Here is a 16,403-nt window from a genome sequence, read left to right as displayed (position 1 = left end):
GTATTCGGCGAAGTAGCGGAGGAAAGCAGCGCCAGGACCACACAAGGCAGGCGGAGAACTACACTTTCGATATCACCCAGGCATTGACCGAGGCCGTCATGAACCCTGCAATCGCCGGCGGCGCCCGCCGGTTCTTACTGGCGCTTGCTGCCGCCCTGCTCTGCGCCTGCTCCACGCTGATGCCGGTCCAGGAAGGCACCAAGCTTGTCGGCCAGCCCAAGGCGGCGGTCCAGGCCATGTTCGGGCCGCCCACCGATATCTACAACCTGCCCGACGGGACCTCGCGCTGGATCTACTCCAAGCAGCCGCTGGGCCAGTACGCCTATGGCGCCGAGTTCGACCGCAACGGCAACCTCACCAGCTTCCGCAATATGCTGTCGACGCCGGAGCTGTACAAGGCGCAGGTCGGCACCTGGACCCGGGAGGATGTGGCGGAGCATTTCGGCGTGACGCGCCTGCCGGTCGAATATTTTCCGCGGATGCGCAATGAAGTCTGGTCCTACCGCTTCCGCCATGAAGACGTATGGCCATCGCTGTTCCACTTCTATTTCGACGATGCCGGCGTCCTGCGCCGGACCCAGATCACGCCCGACCCGCTCTACGACCCCGATGAAAGATTCCGCCGATGGTAGGGGCGATGGCAGGCGCACATGAAAAAGCCCGCCATCCCCGGGTCGGGAATGGCGGGCTTGGTCCGTACGCTCAGGCCGGGTAAGCCGTCCGCCGTCTTACGCAGAAGCCTTGGTCAGATCTGCGGATTGATCTTCTGCACGGCCTTGTCGTGCAGCTTGTTCAACGCGGCCAGGTAGGCCTTGGCCGAGGCGGCGACGATATCCGGGTCGGTCCCCACGCCGTTGACGATGCGGCCGGCCTTGGACAGGCGCACGGTCACTTCGCCCTGGGCCTCGGTGCCGCCGGTGATCGCATTCACCGAATACAGCACCATCTCGGCACCGCTGGCCACGCGCGACTCGATCGCATGCAGCGTGGCGTCGACCGGGCCGTTGCCCTCGCCTTCGCCGCTCTGCTCCTGGCCGTCCATGCTGAACACCACGCGTGCATGCGGGCGCTCACCGGTCTCGGAACGCTGCGACAGCGAGATGAAGCGGAAGTGCTCGTTCGCGTCATGCTGGGCCTCGTTAGAGACGATGGCCATGATGTCTTCATCGAAGATCTCGGCCTTCTGGTCGGCCAGCTCCTTGAAGCGGGTGAAGGCAGCATTGACTTCGCTCTCGCTGTCGAGCTCGATGCCGAGTTCCTGCAGACGCTGCTTGAAGGCATTGCGGCCCGACAGCTTGCCCAGCACGATCTTGTTGGCGGTCCAGCCCACGTCCTCCGCGCGCATGATCTCGTAGGTGTCGCGCGCCTTGAGCACGCCATCCTGGTGGATGCCCGAGGCGTGCGCGAAGGCGTTGGCGCCGACGACGGCCTTGTTCGGCTGCACCACGAAACCGGTGATCTGCGATACCAGCTTGGAGGCCGGCACGATCTGCGTGGTGTCCACGCCGACGTCCAGGTCGAAGTAGTCGCGGCGGGTCTTCACCGCCATCACCACCTCTTCCAGGCTGGTGTTGCCGGCGCGCTCGCCCAGGCCGTTGATGGTGCACTCGACCTGGCGCGCACCGCCCAGCTTGACCGCGGCGAGCGAGTTGGCCACTGCCATGCCAAGATCGTTATGGCAGTGCACCGACCAGATCGCCTTGTCCGAATTCGGGATGCGCTCGCGCACCGAGCGGATCAGCGCCGCGTAGCCCTCCGGCACGGCATAACCCACGGTGTCCGGCAGGTTGATGGTGGTCGCGCCCTCGGCGATCACGCCTTCGAGCACGCGGCACAGGAAGTCCATGTCCGAGCGGCTGCCGTCTTCCGGCGAGAACTCGATATCGTCGGTGAACTGGCGCGCAAAGCGCACTGCCAGGCGAGCCTGCTCGTACACCTGGTCCGGCGTCATGCGCAGCTTCTTCTCCATGTGCAGCGCGGACGTGGCGATAAAGGTGTGGATGCGGAACGAGTTGGCGGGCTTGAGCGCTTCGGCCGCGCGGGCGATGTCCTTGTCGTTGGCGCGGGCCAGCGAGCAGATGGTCGAATCCTTCACCACCTGGGCGATCGAGCGGATGGCTTCGAAGTCGCCGTTCGAGCTGGCCGCAAAGCCGGCCTCGATCACATCGACCTTCAGGCGTTCCAGCTGGCGCGCGATGCGGATCTTTTCCTCGCGGGTCATGGAAGCGCCGGGCGACTGCTCGCCGTCACGCAAGGTGGTGTCGAAAATGATGAGTTTGTCAGACATTTTGTGGAGCTCCTGAGTAGCTTCTGGTGTGCCGTCCCCGGCCTGCCGTGTCCGGGGCTTACCGCCTGTTCCGCGCTCCACGGCTGTGGAATGCAAAACGCCCCGGCGTGCACGAGCAGGCCGGGGCGTTGGTGTTCCTTACGGATTCCGCGCTAAGGGTAGCGTTGTCCTCAGCGCGCGCGCGTCCCGACCTGATGGCCTAGTAGGCCACCTAGGGTGGTGCGGGCGAGTAGGACTTGGCGCGAAATCATGGGAGCGACTATAGCCGGTTTGGCGCGCCCGTGCAATACAGGGTTTTGCCGCACGCGCCCGCGGATCTGTGCGCGCCTCGCCTCAACCCTTGGGCGGGATGCGCAGCTTCTGGCCGGGGTAAATCTTGTCCGGATGCGACAGCATCGGCTTGTTGGCCTCGAAGATCTTGTTGTACTCGGCACCGTTGCCATAAGCGGCCTGCGCGATCGCCCACAGCGTGTCGCCCTTGACCACGGTATGCCATTGCGACTCTGCCGACTCGACGTTCACCGACATCTTGTCCTCGACCTTGTCCACGCCCTCGACATTGCCGGCGCACAGGATGATCTTCTCGCGCGTGGCCTGGTCCGGCGCCACGCCGAACACCGTCACCAGACCCCGCGAGCCATCCACCTGCACCATCAGCCCGGTGGCATCGAGCCCCATCTTCCTGATGTACGCCTCGATCGCATCGCCCGCGGCACGGTTGGCGGCATCGACCTTCTCGGCCGACGCATCCGCCGCCGCGGCCTGCTGCGCCGCCTTGGCCTCGCCGGTGCCGAACAGCTTTTCCCCCGCTTCCTTGATGAAGTCGAACATGCCCATGACATCCTCCTGACGGTAAGTGGAAAACACTGCAGAGTGCCACGGCCAGCGGCCGCGGCGTAAAAACAATTGTGAAACCGGGAAAGCACGAAGGGCGCCTTAGCGCCCTTCCCTGCCCACAACCATCAACCGTTGCCGCCGTTTCCGCCATTGCCGCTTTCGCGCGCCTTGCGGACCCCGCCCGGCTGCCCGTGCAGGGCACGCCAGCCCCACAGCACGTAACCCGAGATCGCGTAGGCGACGAACAGCCCGAACAGCGCCACCGGCGGATCGGTCGACACCACCACGAACAACACCAGGACCAGCACCATCATGCCGAACGGCACGCGGTAGCGGACATCCAGCGCCTTGCCGCTGTAGAACGGCGCATTGGACACCATCGACAGCCCAGCGTACAGCGTGATGCCGAACGCCACCCACGGCATCCACAGTTCCTTGACCGGCAGCTTGTTGTCGATCACCAGCCAGACAAAGCCGGCGACCAGTGCCGCGGCAGCCGGGCTGGGCAGGCCCTGGAAGAAGCGCTTGTCGACCACGCCGATATTGGCGTTGAAACGCGCCAGCCGCAGCGCCGCGCAGGTGCAGTAGACGAAGGCCGCGATCCAGCCCCACTTGCCGAGGTCATGCAGGATCCATTCGTACATCACCAGCGCCGGCGCGACGCCGAACGAGGTCATGTCCGACAGCGAGTCATACTGCTCGCCGAACGCGCTCTGCGTATTGGTGATGCGCGCCACGCGCCCGTCCATGCCGTCGAGCACCATGGCCGCGAAGATCGCGATGGCGGCCACGTCAAAGCGCATGTTCATCGCCTGCACGATGGCGAAGAAGCCGGCGAACAGCGCCGCGGTGGTGAACGCATTGGGCAGCAGGTAAATGCCGCGGCGGCGCGGCCGCTGGCGCTCATAAGCGATGTCGTGGTCGTCCGCGGCATCGTCGTCATAGTCCTCGGCACCGCGCAGCTGGTTATGGCGGAACGGGCGCAGATGCGTCACGTTGCCGCTGCTGCCCCGTTTGTTACGTCGATTGAAGGCAACCATCGCAGTCCTCCTGTGTTCCTGTCGTCCTGGTCAGGCCTTCGCTCACTTCACGTCGAGTTCGGCGAGGATCGTCGACGACGCCGACACCTTCTCGCCAATGGTCACGCGCGGACGCGCGTCGAGCGGCAGGTACACGTCCACGCGCGAGCCGAAGCGGATGAAGCCATAGCGCTGGCCGCGCGCGAGCTTGTCGCCGGCCTTGGTGTAGCAGAGGATACGGCGCGCCACCAGGCCGGCCACCTGCACCAGCGTGACCACCTGGCCATCGGTCGCGCGACGGATGACCACCGCATTGCGCTCGTTCTCGACCGAGGCCTTGTCGAGGTCGGCGTTGACGAACTTGCCCGGGAAATATTCGACCTTCTCGACCGCGCCGTCGACCGACACGCGGTTCGAGTGCACGTTGAAGACGTTCATGAAGACGCTGATCTTCAGCGCCTCGCGATTGGCGTACGGATCCATGGTCTTCTCGACCACGACGATGCGGCCGTCGGCCGGCGCCAGCACCGCGTTGGGCGCCGACGGGATCGGGCGCGGCGGATCGCGGAAGAACTGCAGCACGAACACCGTGATGATCCACAGCGGCAGCGCCCACCAGAAGCCCGCGCTGGCGTGCACCAGCAGCGAAATGACAAAGGCGCCGGCCAGGAACGGCCAGCCTTCACGGGCGATCAGCGGATGAGGATAGTTCATGCAGTACGTGTTTCGGTGGAGTCAAAATCAGGGCGAGGCGGTGCGGCAGCGGCGATATCCGCCGGGGCGGCGCTGGCCGGCTCATGTCGGTTACGTGCCACGGAGCAGCATCAGGCGCACGCCTTGCCCGAAAAGTTCGACAAGGATAACAAAAAGCCGTTCAGGTCCCGGCAGTCCCCTTCCGATGATAGAAGGGCAAGGCACGGAACGCTGAACGGCTTCGGCCCGCCGCCGTGCGGCGCGGGCCATCAGGCAGCGCTACAGATCAGTTCTTCGACTGGTCGACCATCTTGTTCTTGGCGATCCACGGCATCATCGCGCGCAGCTTCTCGCCCACCACTTCGATCTCGTGCTCGGCGTTCAGGCGGCGGCGCGAGATCAGGGTCGGGGCGCCGGCCTTGTTCTCCAGCAGGAAGCTCTTGGCGTATTCGCCGGTCTGGATGTCCTTCAGGCACTGCTTCATCGCCTTCTTGGTCTCCTCGGTCACCACGCGCGGGCCGGTGACGTACTCACCATATTCCGCGTTGTTGGAGATGGAGTAGTTCATGTTGGCGATGCCGCCTTCGTAGATCAGGTCGACGATCAGCTTCAGTTCGTGCAGGCACTCGAAGTAGGCCATTTCCGGCGCGTAGCCGGCTTCCACCAGGGTCTCGAAGCCAGCCTTGATCAGCTCGACGGTACCGCCGCACAGCACGGCCTGCTCGCCGAACAGGTCGGTTTCGGTTTCTTCGCGGAAGTTGGTCTCGATGATGCCGGCACGGCCGCCGCCGTTGGCGGTGGCGTACGACAGGGCGATGTCACGGGCGGCGCCGGACTTGTTCTGGTGCACGGCGATCAGGTGCGGCACGCCGCCACCTTGCGTGTACGTGGCGCGCACGGTGTGGCCCGGGGCCTTCGGCGCGATCATGATCACGTCCAGGTCGGCGCGCGGGATCACGGCACCGTAGTGCACGTTGAAGCCGTGGGCGAAGGCCAGCGCGGCGCCTTCCTTGATGTTGGCGTGCACTTCGTTCTTGTACACGTCGGCGATCTGCTCGTCCGGCAGCAGGATCATGACCACGTCGGCGCCCTTGACGGCCTCGGCCACTTCCTTGACCTGCAGGCCGGCGTTGGCGGCCTTGTTCCACGACGCGCCGCTCTTGCGCAGGCCGACCGTCACGTTGACGCCCGAATCCTTGAGGTTCAGCGCGTGGGCGTGGCCCTGCGAGCCATAACCGATGATGGTGACGTTCTTGCCCTTGATCAGCGAGAGGTCGGCGTCCTTGTCGTAAAACACTTTCATGATAAATCCTTCAATCTCTGTCTTTTATATGAGGGGGGCGGCATCCTCGTGCGCATTGTGTGCGCACGGATCGCGCCGCCCGGGGGATACTGCTTGAACCTGTGCGATTGGCTGCGAGCGGCGCCGGATCAGACCTTCAGGATGCGCTCGCCGCGGCCGATGCCCGAGCCGCCGGTACGGACGGTCTCCAGGATGGCGGTACGGTCGATCGCGTCCAGGAACGCATCGAGCTTGACGCCGTTGCCGGTCAGCTCGATGGTGTAGGTCTTCTCGGTGACATCGATGATGCGGCCGCGGAAGATGTCGGCGGTGCGCTTCATTTCCTCGCGCTCCTTGCCCACCGCGCGCACCTTGACGAGCATCAGCTCGCGCTCGATGTGCGCGCCTTCGGTCAGGTCGACCACCTTGACCACCTCCACCAGGCGGTTCAGGTGCTTGGTGATCTGTTCGATGATGTCATCCGAACCGGTCGTGACGATCGTCATGCGCGACAGCGAGGAGTCCTCGGTCGGCGCCACGGTCAGCGTCTCGATGTTGTAGCCGCGGGCCGAGAACAGGCCCACCACGCGCGACAGCGCACCGGCTTCGTTCTCCAGCAGGACCGAAATGATGTGTCGCATTACAGGTCCTCCGCGCCGAGCAGCATTTCGGAAATGCCCTTGCCCGCCTGGACCATCGGCCAGACGTTTTCGGTGGGATCGGTCTGGAAGTCCAGGAACACGGTACGGTCCTTCAGGCGGAACGCCTCGCGCAGCGCCGGCTCGACGTCAGACGTCTTCTCGACGCGCATGCCGACATGCCCGTAGGCCTCGGCCAGCTTGACGAAATCGGGCAGCGCGTCCATGTAGGAATGCGAGTAGCGGTTGTCGTACTCGATCTCCTGCCACTGGCGCACCATGCCGAGGTAGCCGTTGTTGAGCGAGCAGATCTTCACCGGGGTGTCGTACTGCAGGCACGTCGACAGTTCCTGGATGCACATCTGGATCGAGCCTTCACCGGTGATGGTGACGACTTCCTTCTCCGGGAACGCCTTCTTGATGCCCATCGCGTACGGCAGGCCCACGCCCATCGTGCCCAGGCCGCCGGAGTTGATCCAGCGGCGCGGCTCGTCGAACTTGTAGAACTGCGCGGCCCACATCTGGTGCTGGCCGACGTCGGAGCAGATAAAGGCGTCGCCGTGGGTCAGTTCCCAGATCTTTTCCACCACGTACTGCGGCTTGATGATCTCGGAGCTGCGGTCGTACTTCAGGCAGTCCACCGAGCGCCATTGCTCGATCTGCTCCCACCACTTGGCCAGGGCTTCGCGCTTGGGCTTGACGTCGCTGGCCTTGAGTTGTGCGATCAGTTCCTGCAGCACGTCCTTGACGTTGCCGACGATGGGAATATCGACCTTGACGCGCTTCGAGATCGAAGACGGGTCGATATCGATATGGATGATCTTGCGCGCCTGCGAGGTGAAGTGCGACGGGTTGCCGATCACGCGGTCGTCGAAGCGGGCACCGATGGCGATCAGCACGTCGCAGTTCTGCATGGCCATGTTGGCTTCATACGTGCCGTGCATGCCGAGCATGCCGACGAACTGCTTGTGGGTGCCGGGGAACGCGCCCAGGCCCATCAGTGTGTTGGTCACCGGGTGGCCGGTCATCGCGGCCAGCTGGCGCAGTTCATCGCTGGCATTGGCCAGCACCACGCCGCCGCCGCTGTAGATGTACGGACGCTCGGCGTTCTGCAGCAGTGCCACCGCCTTGCGGATCTGGCCCGAGTGACCCTTGTTCACCGGGTTGTACGAGCGCATGTCGATCGACTTGGGGTACTCGTACTTGCAGGCATTGCGCGAGACATCCTTGGGGATGTCCACCACCACCGGGCCCGGACGGCCGGTGGAGGCAATGAAGAACGCCTTCTTGATGGTCGCGGCGAGGTCGCGCACGTCCTTCACCAGGAAGTTGTGCTTGACGATCGGGCGGGTGATGCCGACGGTGTCGCACTCCTGGAAGGCGTCCTGGCCAATGGCGTGGGTCGGCACGTTGCCGGTGATCACCACCATCGGGATCGAGTCGAGGTACGCGGTGGCAATGCCGGTGACGGCATTGGTCACGCCGGGACCGGAGGTCACCAGGGCGACACCCACCTTGCCGGTTGCGCGTGCATAGCCGTCTGCGGCATGGACCGCGGCCTGCTCGTGGCGCACCAGGATGTGCTCGAACTTCTTTTGCTTGTGGAGCTCGTCGTAGATATACAGCACTGCGCCGCCGGGGTAGCCCCAGACGTACTCGACGCCTTCTTCGGCAAGTGCGTGAACGAGGATTTCCGCCCCGATCATTTCGGGTGCGGCAGATGAATTGCTGTCTGCGTGGGAGAATTCCGCGCTGGGCATGTTCATTTCAGTCCTTTGCAATTTTCGGCAAAAAATTGTTTGGATGCTCTCTGCCGAACTTGTGGCTCGGGTTCAAGCGGTGCGCGTCTGCATGGAAGACCGCCTCATAAGCGGCCGGATGAGACAACCACTGATGTCGTGTGAACCGTCGATGATACTGCAATGCACCAGCGCGGTCTATGGTTGTTTTGCGCCGGTTTATAGGGTTTTACGCAGGGGCAGATGCCGGTTTCCCGCTGCACATTGTCTCTCCCTCAATACAAAGTGGTACATGCGCAGGTTTTTTTGCTAGCATCGCAGCACCTTGCGCATGCTACGGGCCGTACGCAGCACATTCCACATTCGCAAGGCTGAGCAATCGACGCCGCACCAAGCTGCACACCAAGCGCACTCTGCCTGAATGGCCACCGACCAGGAACTGACCGATTTTCTCGCCAGCGTCGAACGCCGCGCCTTCAAGCAGGCCGTGTTCGCGGTGCGCGACGACGAGGCGGCGCTGGATATCGTGCAGGACGCGATGATCAAGCTGGCCGAGAAATACGGCGACAAGGGCGCCGCCGAATTGCCGCCGCTGTTCCAGCGCATCCTGCAGAACACCATCCACGACTGGTTCCGCCGCCAGAAGGTGCGCAACACGTGGGTCACGTTGTTTTCCAGCCTGCGCGACGACCGCGACGGCGGCGACGATAGCGACCTGCTGGAAACGCTGGAGGCGCAGGCCGGCTCCGAATCGGCGGAAAGCAGCGCCGACAAGGTCGAGCGCGCGCAGGTGATGCACATCATCGAGCAGGAGATCCAGCGCCTGCCGGCGCGTCAACGCGAGGCATTCCTGATGCGTTACTGGGAAGATATGGACGTTGCCGAAACCGCAGCCGTCATGGGCTGCTCCGAGGGCAGCGTCAAGACGCACTGTTCCCGTGCCACGCATACTCTGGCGCAAGCCCTGCGCGCACGGGGGGTCCGACTATGAGCATAAACGAGAGAGATATCCGCGAACGCCGGTTCGCCCATGAGATTCGCACGGCACTCGATGCCAGTGCCGAGGCATTGCCGGCCGACATTGCCGAACGGCTCGCCGCCGCGCGCCGGATTGCGCTCGCGCGCAAGAAGGCCGAAGTGGCCGTGCCGGTGCCGCAATTCGCCATGCCGGGACCGCATGTCCCGGTGTTCGACGATGACGACTCGCCGCTGCACCGCGCCGGTGCCTGGCTGCGCCGCCTGGGCCTGATCTGGACGCTGGTGGCGCTGGCCGCCGGCCTGATGGGCATCTACCACTGGCAGCAGCAGAAACGCGTCGAAGAACTGGCCGATGTCGATGCGGCCATGCTGCTCGACGACCTGCCGCCCACGGCATACGCCGACGAGGGCTTCCACGTCTTCCTGAAACACGGGCAATAGCATGGCGCCCGCACTGCCCCGCCCCGACGCCCTGCACCGCCGGCTGGCCGCGCTGCTGCTGGCCGTATCCGGCGCCGCGGCCGGCTGGTCCCTGCTGCCAGCCGCCGCGCACGCGCAAGGCGCCTCCGGCGCCACGCCGGCACACGCGGCAGCCAGCGCGCGCCCGGCATGGTCCGAGCTGAGCCCGGTCAACCAGCGCATCCTGGCGCCGCTGCAGCCGCTGTGGGACACCCTGCCCGAACTGAACCGCCGCAAGTGGCTGCGCATTGCCGAGCGCTACCCGAAGTTCTCGCCGGAGGAACAGGCGCGGCTGCAGGCGCGCATGGCTGAATGGATCAGGATGACGCCCCAGCAACGGCGGCTGGCGCGCGAGAACTACCAGATCACCCGCGCGCTGCCGGCCGAGAAGAAGGCCGAGGCCTGGGACAAGTACCAGCAACTCCCGGAAGAGCAGAAGAAGAAGCTGGCCGCCGCGGAGCGCGTGCCGAGCCGGCCTGGTGCCGTCAGCGCGCTGCCGAGCACCAAGCGCCTGCCGGGCGGCACCAGCCACGCGGTCCGGCACGAGCCCAGGTCCGCCGGCGCGGGCGGCAAGCCTGCCAGCGAAGCCCAGGCCGCTTCTGCCGTGGCCGCATCGCCGGCAACGGCATCCGCGCCCGCAGCGCTGCCGGCCACTCCAGCCAGCGCCGCGACCGCCGCGGCCGCCAGCACCGCTACGGCTGTACCGGAAGCCGCTACCGAGGCCGCCGCGGCCTCCGAAGGCACGGCGCGGCAGTAGTCGGCCCGCCCGATGGGTGGCCGCCGTGCCCTTTGGCATAATGGCTGTCTTGCGCGTCCCGCGCGCGCTTGCGCCGCCCTTCTTCGCCTGACATGCCCGCTGCCACCACCCTCGACCCCAAGCCCGCCGCAGCTCCCGCGCCCGTGGCACCGCCGCTGCGCCGCCGCATTGCCTGCATGCTGTACGAAGGCGTATTGCTGTTCGGCGTGATGAGTGCTTCCACTGCCTGCTACCTGCTGCTGCGTCCGCTGCTGCGGCAGGTCGGCGCGGACGGCCCGCTGGCGATCCAGCTGTGGAGCTTCGTGGTGATGGGCCTGTATTTCACCTGGTTCTGGCAGCGCAACGGCCAGACCCTGGCCATGCAGACCTGGCGCATCCGCGTCGAGAACGCCGCCGGCGCGCCTCCGCGCTGGCCGCAGGCGGCGCTGCGCTACGTGCTGGCCTGGCTGTGGCTGCCGCCGTCGGCGGCGCTCGGGCACTGGCTGGGGCTGGTCAAGGGCCCGTTCGTCGGCGTGCTGTGCGCCGGCCTGCTGGTCTGGATCCTGCTGGCCTGGCTCGACCCGCGCCGGCAGTTCCTGCATGACCGCCTCGCCGGCACGCGGCTCGCGGACCTGCGCACGCCCAGGGCATGACGTTCGGCGCCGCCGGCATCCGCCGCCTGGCGGTGACCGCGCAGGCGGCCGCGGCGCTTGGCATCGGCGCCGCCCTGGTGCGGCTGGCTGGATGGCCCTGGCCGGGCGCGCTCGCCGCCGGCGTGGCGATGATCCTCGGCGGCTTCGCCGCCGGCATCGCCTTCGCCTTCGCCTTTACCGGGCGCGGCCTGTGGGTGGCGTCAGGCCACCGCCCGCCCGCGCCGCCGCAAGAACTCGCCGCTACACGCCGCCCGTTGCGCTTGCCTGAAGCACTGCGCTGCTACCTGAACGAGATCCGCTCCGTGCTGCGCATGTTCGACTGGCTGCAGCCGTTCCGCGCCCGCGCGCCCTTTGCCCCGCCCGCCGACGCCCTGCCCGGCCGCGACGCACCGCCGGTGCTGCTGGTCCACGGCTACGCCTGCGGGCAGGCGATCTGGCTCGACATGCAGCCCGCGCTGGCGGCCGCGGGCTACCGCTGCGAAGGGATCGACCTGCTGCCGGTCTTCGGCGATATCGACGACTACGCGCACGCGCTGCTCGGCGCGATGCGGCGCGTGACCGCAGATTACGGCCGTGCGCCATTGCTGGTGTGCCACAGCATGGGCGGGCTGGTGGCGCGCGCGGCGCTGCGGCTGGCTGGCGACGAGGACCTCTGCGCCGGCATCGTGACCCTCGGCACCCCGCACCATGGCAGCGCGCTGGCGCGCTTTGGCGGGGGTCATAACGCCAGGCAGATGCGCTGCGGCAGCCTGTGGCTTTCCGCGCTTGCCAGCGCGGAAAGCCCGCGCCTGCGCGCCCGCATGGTGTCGGTGTTCAGCTGGCACGATTCAATCGCCGGGCCACCCTGCACCGGCTGGCTCGAGGGTGCCGGGCATATCGCGCTGTCAGGCATCGGCCATGTGTCGCTGCTGCGGCATCCGGCGGCGATCCGGGCGGTGCTGGATGCGCTGCGGGAACTGTCGGCACGCGGACGCTAGCCGACATCGGAAGCATCGCGGCTGTCCTGCTTGCGCCACGGTTTCCCACGCTTCACAAGTCAGTCATGTTTCCGTCACGGCGCCGTCATCGCGCGCTGGCTGAATGCAGCCATCGCCGCTACCGGGACTGCCATGGTGCAAGCACTCCGATCCGCCCGCGGATACCTGTCGAAGGCCGCGCAACTGAAGCAACGGCTGCGCCGCAGTTTCGGCGGCAGCTGGGATACCGCGGCACCGCTGAGCGCGTTCCTGCCTCCGGGCCTTGACGCCGCCGCCCTCGCGCCGCTGCGCGAGCAGCCGGACACCTATCCGGCCGAGGCGCACAAGATCCACCGCTACCGCGCCATCTGGCTGTCCGACATCCACCTGGGCACGCCCGGCTGCCAGGCCACCTACCTGCTCGACTTCCTCAAGCACAACGAATCCGACCAGCTCTACCTGGTCGGCGACATCATCGACGGCTGGCAGCTGCGCCGCGGCTGGTACTGGCCGCAGAGCCACAACGACGTGGTGCAGAAGCTGCTGCGCAAGGCGCGCAAGGGCACCGAGGTGATCTACGTGCCCGGCAACCACGACGAAGCCGCGCGGCAGTTCGATGGCATGGCGTTCGGCGACATCACCGTGCGCGAAGAGGCGGTCCACGTCACCGCCACCGGGCGCCGGCTGTGGGTGGTGCACGGCGACCTGTTCGACGGCGTGGTACAGCACGCGCGCTGGCTGGCCTACCTGGGCGACTCGCTGTACACGATGATCCTGGCGCTGAACCGGCACTTCAACCGGCTGCGCGCGCGGCTGGGCTTCCCGTACTGGTCGCTGTCGCAGTTCCTGAAGCACCAGGTCAAGAACGCGGTCAACTACATCAGCGCCTTCGAGACCGCGATGGTCGACGAAGCGCGCCGGCGCGGCTGCGATGGCGTGGTCTGCGGCCACATCCACAAGGCCGAGATCCGCGAGGTCAACGGCCAGCTCTACTGCAACGACGGAGACTGGGTGGAAAGCCTGTCGGCATTGGTCGAGACCATGGAGGGCGAGCTGAAGATCGTCTACTGGACCACGCTGATGGATCCGCCCGAACCGGCCGCCCGCCGCCGGCGCCGTGCCGCGGTGGCAGGCTGATGCCGGCCCCGCATTCCTCCCGCGCCCCTGATTCCGCATTGCCCTTCCAACGCCCCCTAGGAGGCTGCATGAAGATCCTGATCGTCACCGATGCCTGGGAACCGCAGGTCAACGGCGTGGTGCGCACGCTCAAGTCCACGCGCCGCGAGCTGGAGGCACTGGGCCACACGGTCGACATGATCACGCCGCTGGAATTCCGCACGGTGCCGTGCCCGACCTACCCCGAGATCCGGCTGTCGCTGTTGCCGTCGGCGCGGGTGCAGCGGCGCATCGAAGCATTCGCTCCCGATGCCCTGCATATCGCCACCGAAGGGCCGCTCGGCCTGGCCGCGCGGCGCCACGCGCTGCGCCGGCACCTGCCCTTCACCACGGCCTACCACACGCGCTTCCCGGAGTACGTGCAGGCGCGCTTCGGCGTTCCGCTGGCCTGGACCTACCGCTTCCTGCGCTGGTTCCATGGCCCGGCGCAGGCGGTGATGGCGCCGACGCCGGTGGTGCTCGACGACCTGCACCAGCACGGCATCGACCACGGCGTGCTGTGGACGCGCGGCGTCGACCTCGACATCTTCACGCCGCAGCGCGCCAACGTGCTCAACACGGCGCACCCGATCTTCCTGTACGTGGGCCGCGTCGCGGTGGAGAAGAACGTCGAGGCCTTCCTGGCGCTGGACCTGCCCGGCTCCAAGTGGGTGGTCGGCGACGGCCCCGCGCTGTCCGCGCTGCGCGCGCGCTATCCGGGCGCCAATTACCTGGGCGTGCTGAGCCAGCCGGAACTGGCCCGGGTGTATGCTTCGGCTGATGTCTTCGTGTTCCCCAGCCGCACCGACACCTTCGGGCTGGTGCTGCTGGAGGCGCTGGCCAGCGGCCTGCCGGTGGCGGCGTACCCGGTCACCGGCCCGATCGACGTGCTGGGCGACAGCCCCGCGGGCGTGATGCACGAAGACCTGCGCGAAGCCTGCCTGGAAGCGCTGCGCATCGACCGCGCCACGGCCCGAGCCCATGCCGAACGGTTTTCATGGCGCGCCGCCTCCGAGCAGTTCCTGGCCCACTTGCGGCCGTTCGCTGCCGGAAAGCCCGGCGGCGCGGCGGCCCAACCCGCATCGCAAAGCCATGCCGAAACCCCATCCGGAGCTGCCGTCCGACCCGCCCCTGCAGAGGCCGCCGGCAGCCCAGACCGCTGACTACACGATCGAGCAGAACCCCCACAAGGGCAACCGCGGCCTGGCACGCGCCTGGCACGCCGCCATCAACTCGCTGTCCGGCCTGCGCTACGCGGTGCTGGAGGAAAGCGCGTTCCGCCAGGAGCTGACGCTGGTGGCGATCCTGGCGCCATGCGCCTTCCTGCTGCCCGTGGGGGTGGTCGAACGCATCCTGCTGCTCGGCACGCTGCTGGTGGTGCTGATCGTGGAACTGCTCAACTCCAGCGTCGAGGCGGCCATCGACCGGATCTCGCTGGAACGCCACAGCCTGTCCAAGCGCGCCAAGGATTTCGGCAGCGCCGCGGTGCTGCTGGCGCTGGTGCTGTGCGGCGGCACCTGGCTGGCCATTGCCGGGCCCCACGTGGTGCAATGGGTGCAGGCGCTGGCGGGCTGAATCCGGGGCAAGGCACCAGACGGGAGGTGGCCCGGGCCGATTGCTTATAATCGCAACCCTGCCACGATTCACCGATCGACCGATCGACCGACCGCCCGGACGCCCATGGAACCGAAACCGCAAACCGGCCCCCGCCGCACCAGGGACCGCATCCTCGACGTCTCGCTGCGCCTGTTCAACGAAGTCGGCGAACCGAACGTCACCACCACGACGATCGCGGAAGCGATGGAGATCAGCCCCGGCAATCTCTACTACCACTTCCGCAACAAGGACGACATCATCAACTCCATCTTCGTGCGCTTCGAGCAGGAGATGGAGCGCCGCCTGAAGATGCCGGACGACCACAAGGCGACCCTGGACGAAAGCTGGGGCTACCTGCAGTACATGTCCGAGTTCCTGTGGAACTACCGCTTCCTGTATCGCGACATCAACGACCTGCTGGCGCGCAACCGGATGCTGGAGACCAACTTCAAGCGCATCGTCGAGCAGAAGCAGCGCTTCGCGCACGAGATCTGCCGGCAGTTCCTGGAAGACGGCGAGATGGAAGCCACGCCCGAGCAGGTCGAGGCGATCTGCACCAACATGGTGGTGATTGCCACCTACTGGCTGTCGTTCCAGTTCGTGCAGCATCCGCGCCAGTACAACGATGCCGAGCAGATCCGCGGCTACCTGCACGGCTCGAGCTACCACATCTTCTCGATCCTCGCGCCCTACCTGCGCGGCCGCGCGCGCGAGGCCTTCGACCAGCTGGCCCGCGACTATGCGGCGTCCAAGGCAGCCGCCGAGGCGGCAAAGGAAAAGAAGTGAAATCCGTCTGCGTCTATTGCGGCTCCAGCCCCGGCAACCGCCCCGAATATGCCGAGGGCGCGCGCCTGCTCGGCCGCACGCTGGCCGAGCGCGGCCTGGCGCTGGTCTACGGCGGCGGCAAGGTCGGCCTGATGGGCACCGTGGCCGACGCGGTGCTGGAACACGGCGGCACCGTCATCGGCATCATCCCGGAAGCGCTGATGCAGAAGGAAGTGGGCCACCGCGGCCTGACCGAGCTGCACGTGGTGCGCAACATGCACGAGCGCAAGCAGATGATGGCCGACCGTGCCGATGCCTTCATCGCCATGCCCGGCGGCGTGGGCACCTTCGAAGAGCTGTTCGAGACCTTCACCTGGCTGCAGCTGGGCTACCACGACAAGCCGGTGGGGCTGCTTAACGTCGGTGGTTTCTATGACGGCATGCTGGGTTTCCTCGGCCATGCCGTGCAGGAAGGATTCCTGAAGCAGGTGCATGCAGACCTGCTGCATGTGGCGGACCTTCCCGGCACGCTGCTGGACCAGCTGGCCGCCGCGCCGCGCGTGCGCGTGGACAAGTGGCAGCAGGCCCGCGACAAGACCTGACGCCCGGC

At 66.5% G+C, this 16,403-nt stretch carries 18 protein-coding genes; 11 read left to right on the top strand and 7 right to left on the bottom strand.

The features are described from left to right. Nucleotides 1-98 precede the first annotated feature (98 nt). Nucleotides 99-632, top strand: coding sequence for a hypothetical protein (locus E0W60_RS15430; protein ID WP_133094156.1), 534 nt, complete (start codon nt 99-101; stop codon nt 630-632). A gap of 113 nt (nt 633-745) precedes the next feature. On the opposite strand, the gene E0W60_RS15425 is transcribed toward E0W60_RS15430, so the two are convergent. The 7 genes from E0W60_RS15425 to E0W60_RS15395 all read right to left on the bottom strand — a co-directional run bounded on the left by E0W60_RS15425 (nt 746) and on the right by E0W60_RS15395 (nt 8,522). After that, nucleotides 746-2,287: a 2-isopropylmalate synthase gene (locus E0W60_RS15425; protein WP_063241466.1), complete on the bottom strand. Its 1,542-nt coding sequence runs from the start codon at nt 2,285-2,287 to the stop codon at nt 746-748. A gap of 333 nt (nt 2,288-2,620) precedes the next feature. Next, complete coding sequence (lysM, locus tag E0W60_RS15420) at nt 2,621-3,124, bottom strand: peptidoglycan-binding protein LysM (protein ID WP_135704878.1); 504 nt, start codon at nt 3,122-3,124, stop codon at nt 2,621-2,623. A gap of 125 nt (nt 3,125-3,249) precedes the next feature. Then, nucleotides 3,250-4,164 carry a CDP-diacylglycerol--serine O-phosphatidyltransferase gene (pssA, locus tag E0W60_RS15415; RefSeq protein ID WP_133094154.1) on the bottom strand — a complete coding sequence of 305 codons (915 nt, stop codon included), beginning with the start codon at nt 4,162-4,164 and terminating at the stop codon, nt 3,250-3,252. A 42-nt stretch (nt 4,165-4,206) separates the two neighbouring features. Beyond that, nucleotides 4,207-4,857 carry a phosphatidylserine decarboxylase gene (locus tag E0W60_RS15410; protein WP_133094153.1) on the bottom strand — a complete coding sequence of 217 codons (651 nt, stop codon included), beginning with the start codon at nt 4,855-4,857 and terminating at the stop codon, nt 4,207-4,209. Between the two features lie 265 nt (nt 4,858-5,122). Then, the gene (ilvC, locus tag E0W60_RS15405) at nt 5,123-6,139 is read right to left on the bottom strand and encodes a ketol-acid reductoisomerase (protein ID WP_092314074.1); all 1,017 of its coding nucleotides are present in this window, start codon (nt 6,137-6,139) and stop codon (nt 5,123-5,125) included. Nucleotides 6,140-6,267: 128 nt separating this feature from the next. Further along, nucleotides 6,268-6,759: an acetolactate synthase small subunit gene (gene ilvN / locus E0W60_RS15400; RefSeq protein ID WP_116308864.1), complete on the bottom strand. Its 492-nt coding sequence runs from the start codon at nt 6,757-6,759 to the stop codon at nt 6,268-6,270. Further along, on the bottom strand, nt 6,759-8,522 hold the full coding sequence (locus tag E0W60_RS15395; RefSeq protein WP_133094152.1) for an acetolactate synthase 3 catalytic subunit: 1,764 nt from the start codon (nt 8,520-8,522) through the stop codon (nt 6,759-6,761). The genes ilvN and E0W60_RS15395 overlap by 1 nt, the downstream gene beginning before the upstream one ends. A gap of 394 nt (nt 8,523-8,916) precedes the next feature. Between E0W60_RS15395 and E0W60_RS15390 the strand changes: the two genes are divergently transcribed. The 10 genes from E0W60_RS15390 to E0W60_RS15345 all read left to right on the top strand — a co-directional run bounded on the left by E0W60_RS15390 (nt 8,917) and on the right by E0W60_RS15345 (nt 16,395). Continuing rightward, nucleotides 8,917-9,486: an RNA polymerase sigma factor gene (locus E0W60_RS15390; protein WP_133094151.1), complete on the top strand. Its 570-nt coding sequence runs from the start codon at nt 8,917-8,919 to the stop codon at nt 9,484-9,486. After that, nucleotides 9,483-9,914, top strand: a complete 432-nt coding sequence (locus E0W60_RS15385; RefSeq protein ID WP_135704877.1) for a DUF3619 family protein — start codon at nt 9,483-9,485, stop codon at nt 9,912-9,914. Before E0W60_RS15390 ends, E0W60_RS15385 begins: the two co-directional genes overlap by 4 nt. A 1-nt stretch (nt 9,915) precedes the next feature. After that, nucleotides 9,916-10,689: a DUF3106 domain-containing protein gene (locus tag E0W60_RS15380; protein WP_135704876.1), complete on the top strand. Its 774-nt coding sequence runs from the start codon at nt 9,916-9,918 to the stop codon at nt 10,687-10,689. A 92-nt stretch (nt 10,690-10,781) separates the two neighbouring features. Continuing rightward, nucleotides 10,782-11,321, top strand: a complete 540-nt coding sequence (locus E0W60_RS15375; protein WP_133094148.1) for an RDD family protein — start codon at nt 10,782-10,784, stop codon at nt 11,319-11,321. Further along, complete coding sequence (locus E0W60_RS15370) at nt 11,318-12,298, top strand: lipase family alpha/beta hydrolase (RefSeq protein ID WP_135704875.1); 981 nt, start codon at nt 11,318-11,320, stop codon at nt 12,296-12,298. The genes E0W60_RS15375 and E0W60_RS15370 overlap by 4 nt, the downstream gene beginning before the upstream one ends. A 132-nt stretch (nt 12,299-12,430) precedes the next feature. Then, entirely contained in the window at nt 12,431-13,414 is a 984-nt protein-coding gene (locus tag E0W60_RS15365; RefSeq protein ID WP_135704874.1) for a UDP-2,3-diacylglucosamine diphosphatase, read from the top strand. A 68-nt stretch (nt 13,415-13,482) separates the two neighbouring features. Next, the gene (locus tag E0W60_RS15360; RefSeq protein ID WP_135704873.1) at nt 13,483-14,595 is read left to right on the top strand and encodes a glycosyltransferase family 4 protein; all 1,113 of its coding nucleotides are present in this window, start codon (nt 13,483-13,485) and stop codon (nt 14,593-14,595) included. Further along, complete coding sequence (locus E0W60_RS15355) at nt 14,525-15,007, top strand: diacylglycerol kinase (protein WP_135704872.1); 483 nt, start codon at nt 14,525-14,527, stop codon at nt 15,005-15,007. Before E0W60_RS15360 ends, E0W60_RS15355 begins: the two co-directional genes overlap by 71 nt. A 105-nt stretch (nt 15,008-15,112) precedes the next feature. Further along, on the top strand, nt 15,113-15,814 hold the full coding sequence (locus tag E0W60_RS15350) for a TetR/AcrR family transcriptional regulator (protein WP_133094143.1): 702 nt from the start codon (nt 15,113-15,115) through the stop codon (nt 15,812-15,814). Next, nucleotides 15,811-16,395, top strand: a complete 585-nt coding sequence (locus E0W60_RS15345) for a TIGR00730 family Rossman fold protein (protein WP_133094142.1) — start codon at nt 15,811-15,813, stop codon at nt 16,393-16,395. The genes E0W60_RS15350 and E0W60_RS15345 overlap by 4 nt, the downstream gene beginning before the upstream one ends. The last annotated feature ends 8 nt before the right edge of the window (nt 16,396-16,403 follow it).

This window comes from Cupriavidus oxalaticus (assembly GCF_004768545.1).
Taxonomy (GTDB): Bacteria; Pseudomonadota; Gammaproteobacteria; order Burkholderiales; family Burkholderiaceae; genus Cupriavidus; species Cupriavidus oxalaticus_A.
The sequence above is the reverse complement of the archived record's forward strand: the minus strand, read 5'-3'. Positions and strand labels throughout refer to the sequence as shown.